At 43.0% G+C, this 16,091-nt stretch carries 13 protein-coding genes and 1 pseudogene; 2 read left to right on the top strand and 12 right to left on the bottom strand.

Annotation, left to right across the window (positions count from 1 at the left end):
• Positions 1–930 (bottom strand): ABC transporter permease, encoded by a 930-nt coding sequence (locus FE296_RS20265; RefSeq protein ID WP_190945391.1) that lies wholly within the window; start codon positions 928–930, stop codon positions 1–3.
• Between the two features lie 339 nt (positions 931–1,269).
• Positions 1,270–3,675: an AraC family transcriptional regulator gene (locus tag FE296_RS20260; RefSeq protein WP_150366105.1), complete on the bottom strand. Its 2,406-nt coding sequence runs from the start codon at positions 3,673–3,675 to the stop codon at positions 1,270–1,272.
• Positions 3,676–3,890: 215 nt separating this feature from the next.
• Here FE296_RS20260 and FE296_RS20255 point away from each other — a divergent pair, with 215 nt between their 5' ends.
• Positions 3,891–5,246, top strand: a complete 1,356-nt coding sequence (locus FE296_RS20255; protein WP_124117662.1) for a dipeptidase — start codon at positions 3,891–3,893, stop codon at positions 5,244–5,246.
• Between the two features lie 488 nt (positions 5,247–5,734).
• On the opposite strand, the gene FE296_RS20250 is transcribed toward FE296_RS20255, so the two are convergent.
• From FE296_RS20250 to FE296_RS20235, 4 genes are all read right to left on the bottom strand, one after another.
• A complete protein-coding gene (locus FE296_RS20250) occupies positions 5,735–6,106 on the bottom strand; it encodes a hypothetical protein (protein WP_074096289.1) in 372 nt (123 codons plus the stop codon).
• Between the two features lie 123 nt (positions 6,107–6,229).
• The gene (gene nagA, locus FE296_RS20245; RefSeq protein ID WP_150366104.1) at positions 6,230–7,444 is read right to left on the bottom strand and encodes an N-acetylglucosamine-6-phosphate deacetylase; all 1,215 of its coding nucleotides are present in this window, start codon (positions 7,442–7,444) and stop codon (positions 6,230–6,232) included.
• Positions 7,441–8,169, bottom strand: a complete 729-nt coding sequence (gene nagB / locus FE296_RS20240; protein ID WP_026081489.1) for a glucosamine-6-phosphate deaminase — start codon at positions 8,167–8,169, stop codon at positions 7,441–7,443. The genes nagA and nagB overlap by 4 nt, the downstream gene beginning before the upstream one ends.
• A gap of 4 nt (positions 8,170–8,173) precedes the next feature.
• A complete protein-coding gene (locus tag FE296_RS20235; protein WP_150366103.1) occupies positions 8,174–9,037 on the bottom strand; it encodes a MurR/RpiR family transcriptional regulator in 864 nt (287 codons plus the stop codon).
• 225 nt (positions 9,038–9,262) lie between these two features.
• Here FE296_RS20235 and FE296_RS20230 point away from each other — a divergent pair, with 225 nt between their 5' ends.
• The gene (locus tag FE296_RS20230) at positions 9,263–9,622 is read left to right on the top strand and encodes a hypothetical protein (RefSeq protein WP_150366102.1); all 360 of its coding nucleotides are present in this window, start codon (positions 9,263–9,265) and stop codon (positions 9,620–9,622) included.
• Between the two features lie 154 nt (positions 9,623–9,776).
• On the opposite strand, the gene FE296_RS20225 is transcribed toward FE296_RS20230, so the two are convergent.
• The 6 genes and pseudogenes from FE296_RS20225 to FE296_RS20200 form a co-directional block, all read right to left on the bottom strand.
• A complete protein-coding gene (locus FE296_RS20225; RefSeq protein WP_150366101.1) occupies positions 9,777–10,316 on the bottom strand; it encodes a DUF4303 domain-containing protein in 540 nt (179 codons plus the stop codon).
• Between the two features lie 326 nt (positions 10,317–10,642).
• Positions 10,643–10,741 (bottom strand): annotated as a pseudogene (locus FE296_RS20220) (LuxR C-terminal-related transcriptional regulator); the annotation flags it as partial.
• A gap of 11 nt (positions 10,742–10,752) precedes the next feature.
• Entirely contained in the window at positions 10,753–12,300 is a 1,548-nt protein-coding gene (locus tag FE296_RS20215; RefSeq protein ID WP_150366100.1) for a recombinase family protein, read from the bottom strand.
• 12 nt (positions 12,301–12,312) lie between these two features.
• Positions 12,313–12,492, bottom strand: a complete 180-nt coding sequence (locus FE296_RS20210; RefSeq protein ID WP_150366099.1) for a hypothetical protein — start codon at positions 12,490–12,492, stop codon at positions 12,313–12,315.
• Between the two features lie 1,291 nt (positions 12,493–13,783).
• A complete protein-coding gene (locus FE296_RS20205) occupies positions 13,784–14,545 on the bottom strand; it encodes a hypothetical protein (protein WP_150366098.1) in 762 nt (253 codons plus the stop codon).
• A gap of 768 nt (positions 14,546–15,313) precedes the next feature.
• Positions 15,314–15,550, bottom strand: a complete 237-nt coding sequence (locus FE296_RS20200; RefSeq protein ID WP_223868959.1) for a recombinase family protein — start codon at positions 15,548–15,550, stop codon at positions 15,314–15,316.
• Between the last annotated feature and the right edge of the window lie 541 nt (positions 15,551–16,091).

Here is a 16,091-nt window from a genome sequence, read left to right as displayed (position 1 = left end):
TTAATAAATTCCGGGATGGCCGAATTTTTTCGCAAGTTTATTACTGCCAAGCACCAGGATAATCCCCACCACAGACTTGAATAGTCCAACAGCAGTACTGTAACTGAATGCACCTTGCGTAATCCCTACCGTGTACACATACGTATCAAATACGTCTGCCACATCCCGGTTGAGGGAGTTGGTCATCAGATAGATCTGCTCAAATCCGGTATCGAGGAAGTTCCCCAGTCTGAGAATGAGCAAAATGACTATGGTCGTACGAATGGCTGGAAGCGTGATATGCCACATTCGCCGTAATCGTCCGGCGCCATCCACAATGGAGGCTTCATATTGTTCCGTATCGACACCTGCGAGGGCTGCCAAGAAAATGATTGTGCCCCAACCCATCTCCTTCCACATCATCTGAACAATAATCAGCGGACGGAACGAACCCGGACTGGAGAGTACATCAATAGGCTTGCCTGTAATCCAGGCGATCAGGTCGTATAACACCCCGCCCTGCTGGGTCAGAAACACGTACGTGATACTGGCGATAATCACCATGGATACAAAATGGGGTACATAGACCAGCGTTTGAATCGTTCTTTTGAAGAAAGCGACCCGAATTTCATTTAATAATAAAGCTATAATGATCGGTGCCGGGAAAAAGAAAATAAGATCATACAGCGCAAGAACCAGCGTATTGCGTAATAGTCGGAAGAAATCCGGGTTGGAGAAAAAGTTCGTAAAGTTCTCTAGCCCTACCCAGTTACTCTCCCGGATGCCCAGGAAAGGCTGGTAGTCCTGAAAGGCAATGACGATCCCCCACATGGGCAAGTATTTAAAGATGACAAAGTACAAAAAGCCGGGAAGCACAAGTACATATAACCATTTGTTTCGTTTAATCTGCCTTTTCCAATTGGACTCCTGTTTTAATGGCCTTGTGGCCATATCCGCTTGAGCAGTTGCAGCGCCGTTGGTATTCCAGCCCGTCTTCCCGTTCATCATGTCTCCCCTCCCTCAACGATGTAAGCGTTATCAATCAACCTAATACTCAGACTATACAGCCGATCTTTTTCCAGCAACCTTCATTTTTTGCATCAATACGTCATGATGGTCGGAAAGCACGCTATAACGCCATTTTCACAAGAAACTGAACATAACGTAGCAGGTAGAATTGCACATTTTTGCGGGTTTATCCTTCTTTGTATCACGGTAAAAAAAAAGAAAAAAAACGACATCCACTAAAGCTGAATGCCGGTCTGAAATGAATGACAAAGATATAAACGGTTATTGTCCAAACCATTGATCGCGATACTGACTCGGGGTAACTCCCTCCTGTTTCTTGAAAATCCGATTAAAATAACTATGCTGATATCCCACAGCCGCCGCAACATCATTAATTTTCATCGTTGTCTCACGTAACAATTGCTTCGCCGCATCCATTCTCACACGTGTCAAATAATCAATAAAATTAATGCCTGAAACCTGTTTGAAAGCCTTACTCAGTGCATAGGGTGTCATCTGCTCCTCGTCAGCGCAGTTTTCCAGCGAAATGTCGCTGCGGTAATGTGTATCGATATACAACATCGTTCGTTCCACCACCAGTTTCAGCGGTTCCTGCGATCGTGCTTCAACCTCTTGTATATAAGGTATGAATACCTCATTCATCATCCACTGCCTCATCTGTACAGGTTCACGAATACCGGATAAGCGCTCATACATGTTGCAACCACCAAACAGCTTATACGGTGTGACCCCCGTTTGCAGCATCATGTGCTGAATGCTGCCGAGCAATTGAAGCATCATCTGTTGCACCTGAAATTCGGTACTGCCCGTCCGTGTAATCTCACTCATGAATTGTTCCAGCACACGTTCCGCTTCGGCTTGTTTGCCCAGCCTGACCGCCTGTAACAACTCCCGTTCCAGCCCAAGCGGATAGGAAGCCGCTTCATTTCTGCGGAAACACTCCTCATCCTCCAGATCGAGGATCTGACTTCCTTCCTCCACACTGCGATATGCCACGGCCTGTTCCATCTCGACAAATCGTCCGGGCAGTTCCTGAAGTGAAGCTGCTGGGCGACTGACCATCAAGGTCACCTTCATTTTGAGGGTCCGTCCAATGACCTCCACCAGTTCCTGTCCCCATAACAGCGCTTGTGACTTGACAGGTTCATCCTGAGGAGCGATTACAAGCATGGCGGAAGACAGGTCATGAAAGTTCATGACACTGATCTGTTTGAAATAATTTTTCGCCACTTCCTGAGTGATATTCACTGCTGCAAAGGTGACTAATCCCGTGTCCTGGCTTCCAAATCTGCCTTGCAGCTGCTCGTACCCCGTAAAATACATCTGCACCAGCAAATACTGCTGGCCCTCCAGCTCAAATCCGAGATGACGCATGCGCTGCTGAAGATCCTGCTCGTTATAGGCATATAGATGCCCCTGTACAAGTTGTAAGACAAAGCTGTCGCGCAGATGGGGCAGCTGCTCCTGCAATTGGCGATGTGCCGTGACACTCCGGGAGGTCAGTTCGTTCCACTGTTGCTCCAGCAGCTCAAACTCGTCCAGCTTGGCATCCATTGGTGTTGTTTCGTTTCTGCCAGGCGTAAGCAGATGCAGCATCCGTGCTACAGGCGAATAGATGCGGCGGGAAGCAAACCAGGATAACAACAATCCCAGGATGAGACTGCCTGCACTCGCAATAACGATGATTTTGGATACCAGCTTGACTGGCGAAGTGACAGAGGTCAAAGGTGCTGCGGAGACGTAAGTCCAGTCCGAATCGATCCGACTCAATGAACCGTATGAGACAGAATAGGTCTGATCCTCATATCGGAACAGGAATGAGCGGCTGCCCGCATGCAGGGCTACTTCTTCTTTTAGCTGCTGCTCAAAAGCAGAAGTCTCTCCCGCCGTTCCCGGATTCCCGGTAACCAGAGTGTTTCCTTCCTGATCCATGAGGAACGTCAAACCTTCGTCATAAGGAGTAAGCGTTTTCAATAAACTGGCGACTTTCTCGTTATCCAGCGTGATGATCAGTGCACCAAACGGATTAATGCTCTCCCCCGGTATCTTATGTACTAGAACAAGTGCATTGCCTGCATCCGTATGCAGTAGACTATCGTTGGTCGAAGGTTCGGTATCTCTGTTGATGCTGGAAACCCAGTCTGTCCAGTACACGTGGTTCCCCATGGAAAGGTATCGATCATATGCTTGTACTTTGGCTTCATCGTTCAATTCGGTATAATCCCGATTAAACAAGATTGGCTTAGGCTCCTGCAAATACAGCTGTGCTGACTTGATCAGTGGATGGGAACCTTGTAATACGTATAAGGTAGTCACAATCTCCTGCGTTTCGTTAAAATAATACACAAAATCCAGCGTTCGCAATGCATTGCCAAACCTCGGTTCAAAAGCCCAATGGGATAAGTTCATCTCCAGATAAGCCAGCTGGTCATCCACATTGCGTGCCCGGTTCTCGATCTGGTTCTGATGCATCTGATTAAACTCGGTTTCCATCCGGCCAACAACCTGTTGATACATGACGATACCTGTGATTAGTCCGGGAATGCTGGCAATGAGTAAAATAAGCATCAGGCTGTTTCGATAAAATCGTCCTTTATGCCTTCCTGCCTTCAAATCGGATAACCGCTTGAATCTGCCAAATATTCGATCGCTCCTAGTCGGCTCCATCGCTGCTCACCTGCCTGCTTGCATCGGGTCTGACTGTCATGGAAACTTCCTCAACTCCCCTGAGAATATATGGATGAAATCCTTTTCTTGTATTATACGCACAATCCTCAGGTGAATGAAACGATCTGTAACCGATCATTTTTTTAACCAATGTTTTATTAACATGACAAAATGGATTACAATGAGATATAGCAAACATGAAGGAGGCCTTTTTAATGAAAGAACAGACTTATTTTGAACAAAATAGAGAAAAACACCTGGCAGAACTGAATGAATGGTTGTCCATTCCAAGTATCTCTGCCATTTCAGAGCATAAAGAGGATATTAACCGTGCAGCACAATGGGCAGCAGATGCGCTCACACGTGCAGGCATGGAAAACGTAGAGGTCATTCAAACGGCTGGACATCCGATTGTCTATGCAGATCACCTGCATGCACCCGGCAAACCGACGGCTCTGATCTATGGACACTATGATGTACAACCTGTAGACCCCCTTAACCTGTGGGACACGCCTCCTTTCGAACCTACCGTTCGTGATGGCAAGCTGTTCGCTCGTGGTGCAACGGATGACAAAGGACAGATCTTCCTACATATCAAGGCAGTAGAAGCCCTGCTTGCCGAAAACAAAGAACTTCCGGTTAACGTTAAGTTCTGCATCGAAGGCGAAGAGGAAATCTCCAGCCCGAACTTGCCCATCTATCTGAATGAACATACAGACAAGCTGCGTGCAGATATGGTACTGATCTCGGATACGTCCTTGCTTGAAAAAGGTAAACCGGCGATCTCTACAGGCCTGCGTGGCCTATGCTCGCTTCACGTAGATCTGAACACAGCCAATACCGACTTGCACTCCGGTTCATTTGGTGGCGGTGTACCCAACGCACTGCACGCACTCGTATCCTTGCTCGCTTCGTTGCATGATGAGCAAGGCCGCGTGAGTGTAGATGGTTTCTACGACGGCGTACTGCCACTGTCTCCTGAGATGAGAGAAGAATTTGTGAAACAGGGCTTCAATGAAGAACAGCTTCGTCAAGACCTCGGGCTGGAGCAATTGTACGGCGAAGAAGGTTACTCGTTCGTGGAACGTGTAGGCGCTCGTCCAACATTGGAACTGAACGGCGTATGGGGCGGTTTCCAAGGCGAAGGTAGCAAAACGGTTATTCCGAAGGAAGCTCATGCCAAAATCACCTGCCGCCTCGTGGCGGACCAAGACCCACAACATGTATTGGATCGTATCGAAGCACATCTGCGCGCTCACGTTCAACCGGGTGCAACGCTGCATGTGAAACAGATCGAGAAAGCTTTTGCTTTCAACACTGATCCTTCCAATCCAATTCTGCAAAAAGCAGCAGATGCATATGAGCACGTGTATGGCGTTCGTGCCCTCTTTACCAAAGATGGCGGCTCCATCCCGATTGTTGAGAAACTCTCACGTGTACTCGAAATCCCTGCTGTCATGATGGGCTTTGGCTTGCCGGATGAAAATCTGCATGCACCGAACGAGCACTTCAACCTGGAGAACTTTGATAAAGGGTTGTTGACGATTGTTCAGTTCTTGAAGAGTTTGTAAACACTCTTACACGAGGTCACTACGCGGGGAGAATAAGCTTCCGATCGCTGTTATCCCCCAATTTCTTTGATCCCCTTTTCTAAAGGGAGAAATTCGGGTGATAAAGGCAAACGCTCCGCTTCTTCAGCTTTTTTCTCCCCACTCCGTTAACGTGTAAATTATTTACTCAACTTCATAGAGGGGCAGGTAGATATTACAAAAACGGTGGCCTACAGGTCATCGTTTTTGTTTGAATCGATTTCGTCCCCTTCACTGCCTTGCAGCTTGTCGCAGACTGATTTTAGGATTGAGCCTATTTTACAAATGTAGGGTAGTAGGTAGGTATATAAGTATACAAAAGGGGTGTGCCGTCCAACTTCATGACGGTACACCCCTTTTATAATTGGTGATCTAGATCTATTCGTTTCAATGTACGTTCATTAGCCCTGTAACTAGAAGGAGTAACCCACTTTCGGGACATCCTCCAGATTCTACTCCCCTCATTCCCTTTATGTGCGGAATGTTGTGAACTTCAGCATGTGCACAAGCTTGGATAAGTGTGCAATTTCCTGCTGGACTCCAGAGGTGTCCGTTCCTGCCATTGCCTGGTTCGCTCGCAGAGTTCTACGTGTGTTCAGCATACCCTCGATCAGTTTCATGACCGTGTTGCGTCCACGATGATCGACAATCATATACTTTTTGCGTGCATCCAGCTCTACCCATACGATGTTGCTGAATGATGTAAACAGATGCCTGCGGTACAGCTCCATATCGGTCTCATTGTAATGCTCGCCATAAAAGGCATAGTATCCGTGTATGTGCAACTTCTCCGCCAACACTGTGATGAACGGATCATGTTCGAGCATAGCGTTACGTTCCATGTTTCACGCCTCCGTTATGCGTGATCCGCAGATCCCGTCTTTTTGAGATCTATTTTAACATATTGTGCAAGGTGTTGCCTCTCCACAGATAGAAGCCAAGTTTTAACTCCGAAGACCGATGCATCACAAACCGATCCGTCTGCCCTTCACCCACACACCCTCAATATCCAGCTCCGCATTTAGCAAAACGACATCTGCCTGTTTTCCTTGAGCCAGGGAACCTGTCCGATGATCAATGCCCAGCAGGCGTGCCGGTGTCAGACTTGCTGCACGTGATGCAGCGTTCAGACTCAGGCCCACTTCCTGTACCAGGTAACGGAAACCGCGAATCATCGTCAGTGTGCTTCCCGCCAGTGCGCCGCCGTCCTTCAGTCTGGCCTCTCCATGCTTCACGATTACAGGCAGGTCGCCGATCTTGTACTCCCCATCATCCAATCCCGCAGCAGACATGGCATCCGTGATCAACACGAGTTGATCGTTATGTTGCTTCAATTGAGCGAGAATTGATATCGCCGCTGGGTGTACATGAATGCCGTCAGCAATCACTTCGGCGCTGATGCGTGGATCACTCAGCACGGCTCCGGCAGCCCCGGGTAGCCGGTGATGCAGCGGTGTCATGGCATTGAACGTATGTACCGCATGATGAAGTCCTGCTTCAACTGCACGTTCGACCTCTTCATAGGTCGCATCCGTGTGGCCGAGTGCCGCTGTAATCCGCTGTTCACGCAGCCATGAAATGACTTCCATTGCGCCTTCACGTTCCGGTGCCAACGTAACTTGACGGATAAGACCGGTATATTGCTTCTCCCATGCTTCAAGCCAGGATACATCAGGCAGAATGATGTGTTCCGGATTTTGCGCGCCAGGCCATTTCGGACTGAAAAACGGACCTTCCAGGTGTACACCCTCAAGCTGTGCATATGGCATTTCGCCTGAACGGTAGCGGTCCACTTCAGCAAGTACGCTGTCCAGTCGCTCTTTTGGAGCGGTCATGGAAGTTGCAAGCATCGCTGTTGTTCCCTGCGTACTATGAAAAGAAGTGATCTTGTCCAACACCTCCGGGCTTGCGTCCATAAAGTCTTCTCCGTTCCCACCATGCACATGGATATCAATGAATCCAGGCACAATAAGGCCGCGTTCCGGTACAGACAGCGGCAAAGCTTCTCGCCGAATCTGTTCAGGAAGACCTTCCGGTACCCCAGCATAAAGGATTTTTCCATCCCTCCAGGCTAATACACCGTCTTCCAATATCTCATTGGAAAGGAGTAGCTTGCCCCGAAGAAGAGAAATATTTTCATCACGCTGGCTCCCAGGTTCATGACTAATTGCTCCGGTCATCTCACCAGCCTCCCTGCTGCACGGTCCAGCAATACCACCACATTTGGATGACATTGCAAAAGCGATGCAGGACAGGCCGTTGTGATTGGGCCCATAAAAGCTTCGCGAATAATCTCGGCTTTTTCCTCGCCACGAGCAATAAGCAGAATCTGTTTGGCTTTCAAAATGGTACCGACACCCATTGTAATCGCCTGAGCCGGAACTTCATCGATGCTGTCAAAGAAGCGTGCGTTTGCCTTTCGCGTCTCGTCTTTCAGATCCACGACATGCGTTCGTCCTGTAAGTTCGGTTCCCGGTTCATTGAAGCCAATATGACCATTATGTCCAATGCCCAGCAGTTGCAGATCTACCGGTCCACGATCGTCCAGCCGTTGTTCATAGGAATTACATTCCTGTTCCAGATCGGCAGCCTGACCATCAGGCACATGCGTTCTCGCAAGATCCATATCAATATGATGGAATAGTTGTTCGTTCATGAAACTGCGGTAACTTTCACGATGTTCTGTTGGAAGTCCTACATACTCATCCAGATTAAATGAAGAAGCCTGTGAGAAGCTGACCAGTCCCTTCTGGTACAACGTGATAAGCTGTTTATATATGCCTACAGGAGAACTTCCTGTTGCGAGCCCCAGTACAGCCCGTGGTTTAGTCTGCAACAAACTGGCAATGAGGCCAGCACCCGTGGCGTTTAAATCTTCTTCATTTTCAAAAATACGTATGTTCATCTAGTTAAGCACCTCCGTTGTGTTGTACGCGATAGGACTGCACGTTGTGATAGGATTGTTCCAGTCTGGGGATGAAACGGTCAAAGTCGGCACTTACCATGCCTGTGAACAAAATATCGACCACATGCAACAGTGCAATACGTGAAGCCATATCTCCACGCCTCATACCTTCTTCCAGAGAAGAGGTGAACAGTGGGATATCAGATACCGTTGCGAGTGTATTACTTCCGTAGGAAGTCAATGAAATCGTAGAAGCTCCGGCCTGTTTGGCACAATGCAGCGCATCAATAGTTTCGGGTGTTTCGCCTGAATAGGATACCGCCATTGCCACATCTCCTTCGGTGAGCGAAGATGCGGATGTAATCTGCATGTGTGAGTCGGAGAAAGCCGTACAGCTCTTGCCAATCCGCACCAATTTTTGATAGAAATCCTGTGTAACAATTGAAGACGTAGCCACACCGTACAGATCGATGCGGCGAGCCTGGCAAAATAATTGCACGGCTTGCTCCAATCTGCCCAAATCCAGCAAACGGGTAGTATCTGCAATAGACGCAAGGTGGTTGGCTTCGATAGCTTCAACTATTTTGGATAGAGAATTGCCCGCTACAATATCCTGATACGCCGTTTCATCAGAAGCGTGGGACAATTCTGCGGCGAGTTTCATTTTGAAATCGGGAAAGCCTTTAAAATGAAATGACTTGCAAAAGCGGGTTACCGTCGCCGCACTTGTGCCACTCTGCTCTGCCAGATGACTAATCGTCCAGCCGGGAATGTCCGATGGAGATTGCATAATGACTTCGGCAATACGTCGCTCCTGAGACGGAAGGTTATTCAATTCTTGCTGCAACGCACGTAATATGGCTGCCATGAGGACCTCACTTTATGAAAATTATTTTTATTTATTTTAAATAAATTAAGAAAATTATTTTTATAACTTCATTTTAATCAAGACGATACTGCAAATCAAGAGGAATTTAACATGACTTTTGCAAGTATGCTGAGCGTGTATAGACCCTCCCTGCTTGATACGCATAGTGGATGTCCTTTATATTGAGAATCGAGATATGATCATATTAAAAGAAGGAGCAATTTAATGAACCAAAGACAAAGGAAAAAGCTCATTCCTTCCATCTGGATTATTGCTACCAAACAAACAGAAGCACGCGCCTATTATGCCCTCTATGCTATTGACTGGAAACGCGGAGGTCGGCTGAGTTGGGAAGGCTGGAATCGACTTGAAGACTTGCTGCAATTTCATATTCCGATCAAACGAAAAGCCGGAGGCCGGAAATCTTCTTCCCAGCCTGCCGCCAAAATAGCAAAAAGAGCGCTCCATCTTCATCTGAATGAAGCACAGTTCGAGGAACTGGAGCGGCTCTTTTATCAACCATTTTCGAAGAAAAGATGGAGAACGTACATTCGAATGAATAGAAATCAATACGTGATAAAGTGATATGAATTCGCTTGTTTCATTTTTTCACGCTAAAACCAAAAAGCCTCTTCCCTTCTTTAGATAAAGAAATAGGAAAGACTTTCGCTGTACAATGATTCAATTCGTTTTCATTCAATTTGCATTTAACTCAAATTTCAACTCAAGTTAACTCGTTCTAATTCATGTCATCATATCGTTTTAAGAACTCACTGGCTAAGCTGGGGACTGTCATTTGATGAACCGATTGATTTTCAATCTCCTCCGCCAGATCGTCATCTGTGAGAGAAACAAAGAACGTAATGTCTGCTTTCGTTTGTCCATATCGAGCAAAAACGTCATCCGCTGTCTCATTGACAACTTTGGCGATGATTCGAATGATCTCATCCTTGTACTTCTGGACCTCCTCTGTTTCATACAACAATCGGCTGATATGGTTAAAGTGCGTATCCTCGCCATACTGATATTCGGAGCAGCCCCATCTGTAATAGATCTCGTCCTCCTCACTATCACATAGCCCTTGCTCTTTCATACTCGAAATGTGCCTAGCCAGGGATTCCTCGGTATTCACCGCCATAAACAGCGTTACCCAATCACTGTCCGTTCCAAATGCACAAGCATATACTTTCTCATGTTGCACCTCAGCCAGCGTCTGTTCCAGATCGGGCAGAAACCCGGCTAGAAATTGTTCTTCGAATTCATTTAAGAAACGGTCCATTCAGCTCGTCCTTTCATGTTTTATATAAATTGAATACCGAATAGTTACACTTGCCACTTCGCTGACAGAATAATCTTCCGATCACTGTTATCGTTCAAACCATTGCATTGTTTCAATTCTACTGCTTATTTGTTTCATATATGTAATCATTATGGTCTACTAAAATAATGAAAACAAGCGATGCTACGTTTCGGATCTTCCCTCAATTTATTGTTAACTCCCTTATTTTATGGTCCATTGCAGCAAAAAAGCCTTGCCCCATTCTTCATGACAAAGAATAGAGAAAGGCTTTCATGCTGCTACTTAATCCTAACTGTAATTCGCAACTAAATCTTCAGTTCTCCAAGCTTAATCAGCTCGACAACTGCCTGCGAACGACCCTTAACATTGAGTTTCTGCATCACATTTGAAATATGGTTTGAAACACACAAAAAAACTATAGCCTACCCAATACGGAATGGATCTCAACATTGTTTGATTTATCAACAGTGATATTCGAAACTAACTTTCGCAGAATCAGGTTTACTTGGTCTACTTCAGTAAATTGACTCAGATTAGACAATTCCTCAAGTGAAATGTTTATTGCATTAAATTGCTCATTGTCATTCAAAGCTCGTTCTAAATCAGTTTTCATCTTGGATAACTGTTCCTGTTTCTGTTTGATCTCTTGCTCATACTGTTCCTTCTCAAACTCATATTGCTCATCATCAATTTCATCGTTTAACTTTTGCTTTCGGATTTCAAAAAGCAATTTACGTGCATTCTGTATCTGCTTCTCATATTTAACGATTAACTTTCCGGTATCTTTTTTCGCTTTTTTAGTGAAGGTTACAGTCATCCCCGACTTTGTTTTACTTCTAAGTTTCTCGCTCAATCTTTCAATAAGAGCATCTTTGAAATCGTCGTATGGAATCCTATTGTGATTTTCACATCCAGTTTCACCCTGTCTTCTTCTTTTAGAACAAACTAAGTAACGATAGCTGTTCTTCTTGCCGTTTGATGTCACTATGTTTAATGATGATCCACAATGCTTACACTTGATTATACCAGCGAATACATTGACCTTGTTTCTTACCCCTCCACGCTTTCCACCGCCACGCTCTAACCGTATCTCCTGTGCCTTTCTAAATAGCTCCTCACTAACAATTGCTTCATGAGTCTGCTTACCGCTTTCTTCCCATTGCGCCTTGTCACGCTTAACCAACTTTCTAGATTTATCAGAGATATTGTTGATATCGTTATAAACCTTTACAACTGTAAATTTATTGAATATGTTTTTACCTGTATATATCTCATTCGTTAGTATACGCTCTACAGACGTTACTCCCCATTTCCCTCCTCTGTAAGAGGGAACTTTCTCTTTATTCAGATACTTTGTTATAGCTTTCTCACCCATCTTTTGATTGACATACATATCAAAAATGAGTTGAACGATCCTGGCACGTTCATTAGGTATAATGGTTTTCCTATCATCGACCTTTATTTTGTCATAGCCCAATGGTGCAATAGTACCTATATAATTTCCTTTCATTCCAGACTGACGTATACCTCTTCGTGATGATATGCTAATTTGCTCACTCAACTTTTGGTTAACTGCTGAGAATATTTGAAATTTAAACTCGTCATGATCAACTTGTGAATCATAGTTCTCGTCCAAGGATACAACCCTTAAACCAAGCTTATCCACAAGAATTCTCTTCAAACCTAACGAGTCATACGTATCACGAGAGAATCTAGATAAAGAAGAAAAGAGGATGGTTTTAAAGTAACCCTTACCTGCATCCTCAATTAGTGTCTGAATAGATGGTCTTCCAACAATGGATGTACCACTATCCCTGTCTACATATATGTACTCTTCACGAACCTTTAAACTTAGCTGTCTGGCTTTCTCTTCACAATCCATCCGTTGGTGTTCTGGACTGAACTTTTGTGACTCCTTTGTTGTGGATACCCTAACATATATTGCTGCATCCTCATATCTCATGTGACATTCCCCTCAGTCTGTAGATTTAATTGTGATATCATAGTCTGTAGCGGGGAAATTTTTGATCGCTCTTTGTACTACAGTATCAACTACAAATTGAATTGCTGCTTTTGCTTCTTCTTCGCTACGGTCATCATCTATAAAAATAAAGTTGAATGATTTAGATTTTTTCTGATTGTTTGTCTCCTTCATCCGTTGTACACCACCCGTATGACTTTCGTACGGATAATGTATGCGAATGCTGCTTGGACGAATGACAGACAATGTTTTTGCTGCACATTGGATATTCACTCACCTACTTACCTTGTATATTCGAGGTGATATAGTTGTCACCCTGATACCCCACGAGACTACTCAGTATTCAAAGGCATGTTCCATTTGTGTTTAGTGTAGCTTAGAGTGCAATGAATAGATGGATTACAATTGAGTCTAGAGATAACCTTACATGTTCTTTTGTTATGTATTTCTATTCTTAATCCTTCAACTTAATTTGCATTTGTTCAAAGGTAAACGGTTGATGCACATTGTATATTTGACCATCAATCTCTATCTGTCCTACTGGTATGTATCCTTTATACACTTTCTGTTCATTCTCATTACTGTTTACTTCAATGCTTTTTTGACCAGTCGTTGATTGCTCCGATTGATCAAAACTATTTTTCCATCTTGAGTGTTTTTAAAAACTCCAGTATCGTTTTCTAGCTTAGGTAAACCAAGTCTTTCTTTGCCTCTGTTATCGAATCATATCTTCTAAATGTGGGAATTACATTGGATTGCTTGTTTCTCATCTCAAATGCATAAACTGGCTTAGCCTGTGCCTTATATGAATTTTCCCCGAAAGTTAATATGGTAACACTGGGAATCCTTTGATTAGAAATGATTCCTACGTCTCTGATTCAGTCAACTTCGATAAGCTTAAGTGGGTAGTTGAATCCCCCTTCCTACATGGGAGAGTATTGAGAACCTTTATCCTCAGATGTTGAAAATGTACAATGAAGACTTGCTAGTTTTGAACAAATTGCAGAAGCCACTAAAACAGACTGGTGGACTATAAAACAAATGTATAAGGATAAGCGAACCATTTTGCTTACAACTAAAGAAAGAGGAGTAACAAGACGTGCTCGTAACTTTGAGAGGATATATGATTTGCACTTTGTTGATGGATTAGCTTTTACTCAAATTTATAAGGGATATGGATTAAGTCCAACTTACTGTAAACAGGTGCTCCGAGAAAACATACACAAGTTTAAAAAATGAAAAAAATACCCCTCAAGAGAATAATATCTCAAGAGGGGTTAAGTTTTACCTATATTTGTTATTTATTTATATTTGAGTGCTAAATTGCTTAACATTAGAACAGTTACAATTCCTCATCTCAAATTCATTCAGTGTATTATCAAGTTACTTATAAGTGTATTACCTATAATTTAACAAGTAAACATCATTAACTCCTTGTATTTATCACCATGCCATTATTCTATTATTAAAACGCCACCCAACCATTGGTAGGTGTCATATTAGAATGACTGGTTGTAAAAGAATAATATCTATGAGATGGCGTTGAAGCTTTAATATTTATTCCTAATGTATCGCTTATAAAGCCAGCAGCCCCTGTCGCTCTCATAGTCCAAGTGCCCGATGCATTGAAGTAGCCTTCAGAAATGAAACCAGGATTGTTGTTTGATGTTTCACTCAAAAGGTATAATGGGTTCTTATTCGTATGACCTTGTATGACTTGAAGAGGTTTTACTGCCACGCTTCCATTATGTTCCCAACTTACTGTCAGAGTGATAGTGGTTGTATCAATTCCGAAAACTGCTAATTTAACAGAGCGGCTAACTGATGCACGTTGGTTGGCTTGTGCAGCTAAAGCATTCGGTGAAAAATGATTTGATTGACTATCTTCTGTTGTGATAGTTTCAACATCAATAGAAATTTCCTTATACTTGTCTTCATATAATGAACCCTCCTTACCTGATAACATTTCGCCTACCGCATTTACATAATCTTCTGAAGCGATGAAGTTAAGGAAAGCGTTTTGTTTAGAGGGATCTAAGTTGGTAAATTGTTCTAGAGTCTCAGTTGCTCCTGTATCTCCCTCACTAATAAGTTGATTTAAATAATTTACATATTCCTCAACAGTGTATTCTACTGGTTCTGATGATGCATCTGCAAATGCTATAGATGCAAATAACATTGTTACAAGAAATAGTATGAGTGAACTTTTTGATAATTTCCTTAACATTGAATCAATTCCTTCAATTGGTTATATAGTAGTATAGGCAAGGTGATATTAATAAGTTGCCATTAATAAGGAATATTGAAACAAATATCCTAAAATATCTCAAAAAGGTGATGATAACTTGAAAAAAAATGGACTTATGTGGATTTTGATAGTTGTTGTAGCTATATTGGTCGTAATGGGAATTTTATATTTCTTCGTTGAATCCGCATAAACAATAAGGGAGACAGCTGAAAGACTATCTTTGGTCTCCCTTTGATTTTATAGTCTAAAGATAATTGTTAGTCATTTCACTCTAAGATATAGTTCTTTTATAAAATTACATTACCAAAGTATAAAAATGTACGTTGATTAATTTTTTTACTTGTCTTTGTCTTATTGAGAGATGGCTGATGGAGGGTTATTTTGTGTAGATCGATGGCAGCATGGTGAGTAAATTATTCATATTATTTTAATCATGCATTGTTAACCTTCGTGTCGAAGTGGAAGTGCTAGAGGTATATTTTATAAAATGGATACTATTTGAGATTTAAAATAGCCCCCACCAATTAATAGATCAGCTAATTCAACTTCATGAAACAATTACAAGTGCTACAGCACTATTTGGAAAATACCAGCTAATTTCAGGTGTAAATATACCCCATACATAATCAATCTCATATCTAAGATAATTCCCGAATCACAAAAAGCCTAAGCACATGACCTAGGCTAATGAATGTTCATATTCCTTTACCCTTCGATAGAATGTATTGGGCTTCATATCTAGTTCCTTCAACGTTCAGACTCAGCCATATATGATAAAAGTTCTAACACAATACTGCTTATAACCTTCTCTAATCCATTCTTGTATTGCCTTTTATCTAACAGTGGCATGTCAATTATGACAATGTGAGCACCTATGTTCTGGGCAATATCCTGCCATTCATTCTTTATCTCTTCTGCATTCCGTCCTAATCGATCCAGCTCTTTAACGAAGAGAATATCACCTTTACGAAGCACATTCTTCATAGCTTGATAATATGGTCTGTCGAAATTCTTTCCACTCTGTTTGGGACTAGATACTAAGCGCCTTAATCTGCTTCTCTGTGATGTCTACTGTAATTACAATTCCTCAGATTAGTATTTTTCCTATCACTGCACCCGTATCATTCTTTTGATTGTCCCTCTTGATGCATGGTTACAACCTACCCACATGTTATATATACTACTATTTAAAATAATATAGTCCTTCCGAATTATAGCATTTTTATTAGTAAACGCTCTCTTCATGTTATATAATATTTTGCTTTCATTCCTATTTTCCAGATATCCGTATAAATCAGTAAAAGTGCATATTGTTTGTGTCAGATTTATGCCGCTCAGTGTCATCCTTATTTAAGGTTTATTTACTCATTCTAACATTTGGACAATCCATCTGGACAATCACTATGATGAAAAGATAATTAAGCAAGATTGAAAGTTAACCTAATTAAGCCATTCAAAATGGAATTAGGACTTCAAAGGTTTCCCTTTGGTACTACAGCATGGATAAAAAGCGCGAGTCAAAGTG

It is taken from the genome of Paenibacillus sp. UASWS1643 (assembly GCF_008693195.1).
Taxonomy (GTDB): Bacteria; Bacillota; Bacilli; order Paenibacillales; family Paenibacillaceae; genus Paenibacillus; species Paenibacillus amylolyticus_B.
This window is presented reverse-complemented; position numbering and strand designations above follow the sequence as displayed.

What these genes read in the sequence shown, in the direction of transcription:
- FE296_RS20230 (WP_150366102.1), top strand. Translation starts at nt 9,263, where the DNA reads ATGAACCAAAGACAAAGGAAAAAGCTCATTCCTTCCATCTGGATTATT.
- FE296_RS20200 (WP_223868959.1), bottom strand. Translation starts at nt 15,550, where the DNA reads ATGAAGAATGTGCTTCGTAAAGGTGATATTCTCTTCGTTAAAGAGCTG.
- FE296_RS20250 (WP_074096289.1), bottom strand. Translation starts at nt 6,106, where the DNA reads ATGGAACGTAACGCTATGCTCGAACATGATCCGTTCATCACAGTGTTG.
- FE296_RS20235 (WP_150366103.1), bottom strand. Translation starts at nt 9,037, where the DNA reads ATGGCAGCCATATTACGTGCGTTGCAGCAAGAATTGAATAACCTTCCG.
- FE296_RS20205 (WP_150366098.1), bottom strand. Translation starts at nt 14,545, where the DNA reads ATGTTAAGGAAATTATCAAAAAGTTCACTCATACTATTTCTTGTAACA.
- nagB (WP_026081489.1), bottom strand. Translation starts at nt 8,169, where the DNA reads ATGAACATACGTATTTTTGAAAATGAAGAAGATTTAAACGCCACGGGT.
- FE296_RS20225 (WP_150366101.1), bottom strand. Translation starts at nt 10,316, where the DNA reads ATGGACCGTTTCTTAAATGAATTCGAAGAACAATTTCTAGCCGGGTTT.
- nagA (WP_150366104.1), bottom strand. Translation starts at nt 7,444, where the DNA reads ATGACCGGAGCAATTAGTCATGAACCTGGGAGCCAGCGTGATGAAAAT.
- FE296_RS20265 (WP_190945391.1), bottom strand. Translation starts at nt 930, where the DNA reads ATGGCCACAAGGCCATTAAAACAGGAGTCCAATTGGAAAAGGCAGATT.
- FE296_RS20260 (WP_150366105.1), bottom strand. Translation starts at nt 3,675, where the DNA reads ATGGAGCCGACTAGGAGCGATCGAATATTTGGCAGATTCAAGCGGTTA.
- FE296_RS20210 (WP_150366099.1), bottom strand. Translation starts at nt 12,492, where the DNA reads ATGAAGGAGACAAACAATCAGAAAAAATCTAAATCATTCAACTTTATT.
- FE296_RS20255 (WP_124117662.1), top strand. Translation starts at nt 3,891, where the DNA reads ATGAAAGAACAGACTTATTTTGAACAAAATAGAGAAAAACACCTGGCA.
- FE296_RS20215 (WP_150366100.1), bottom strand. Translation starts at nt 12,300, where the DNA reads ATGAGATATGAGGATGCAGCAATATATGTTAGGGTATCCACAACAAAG.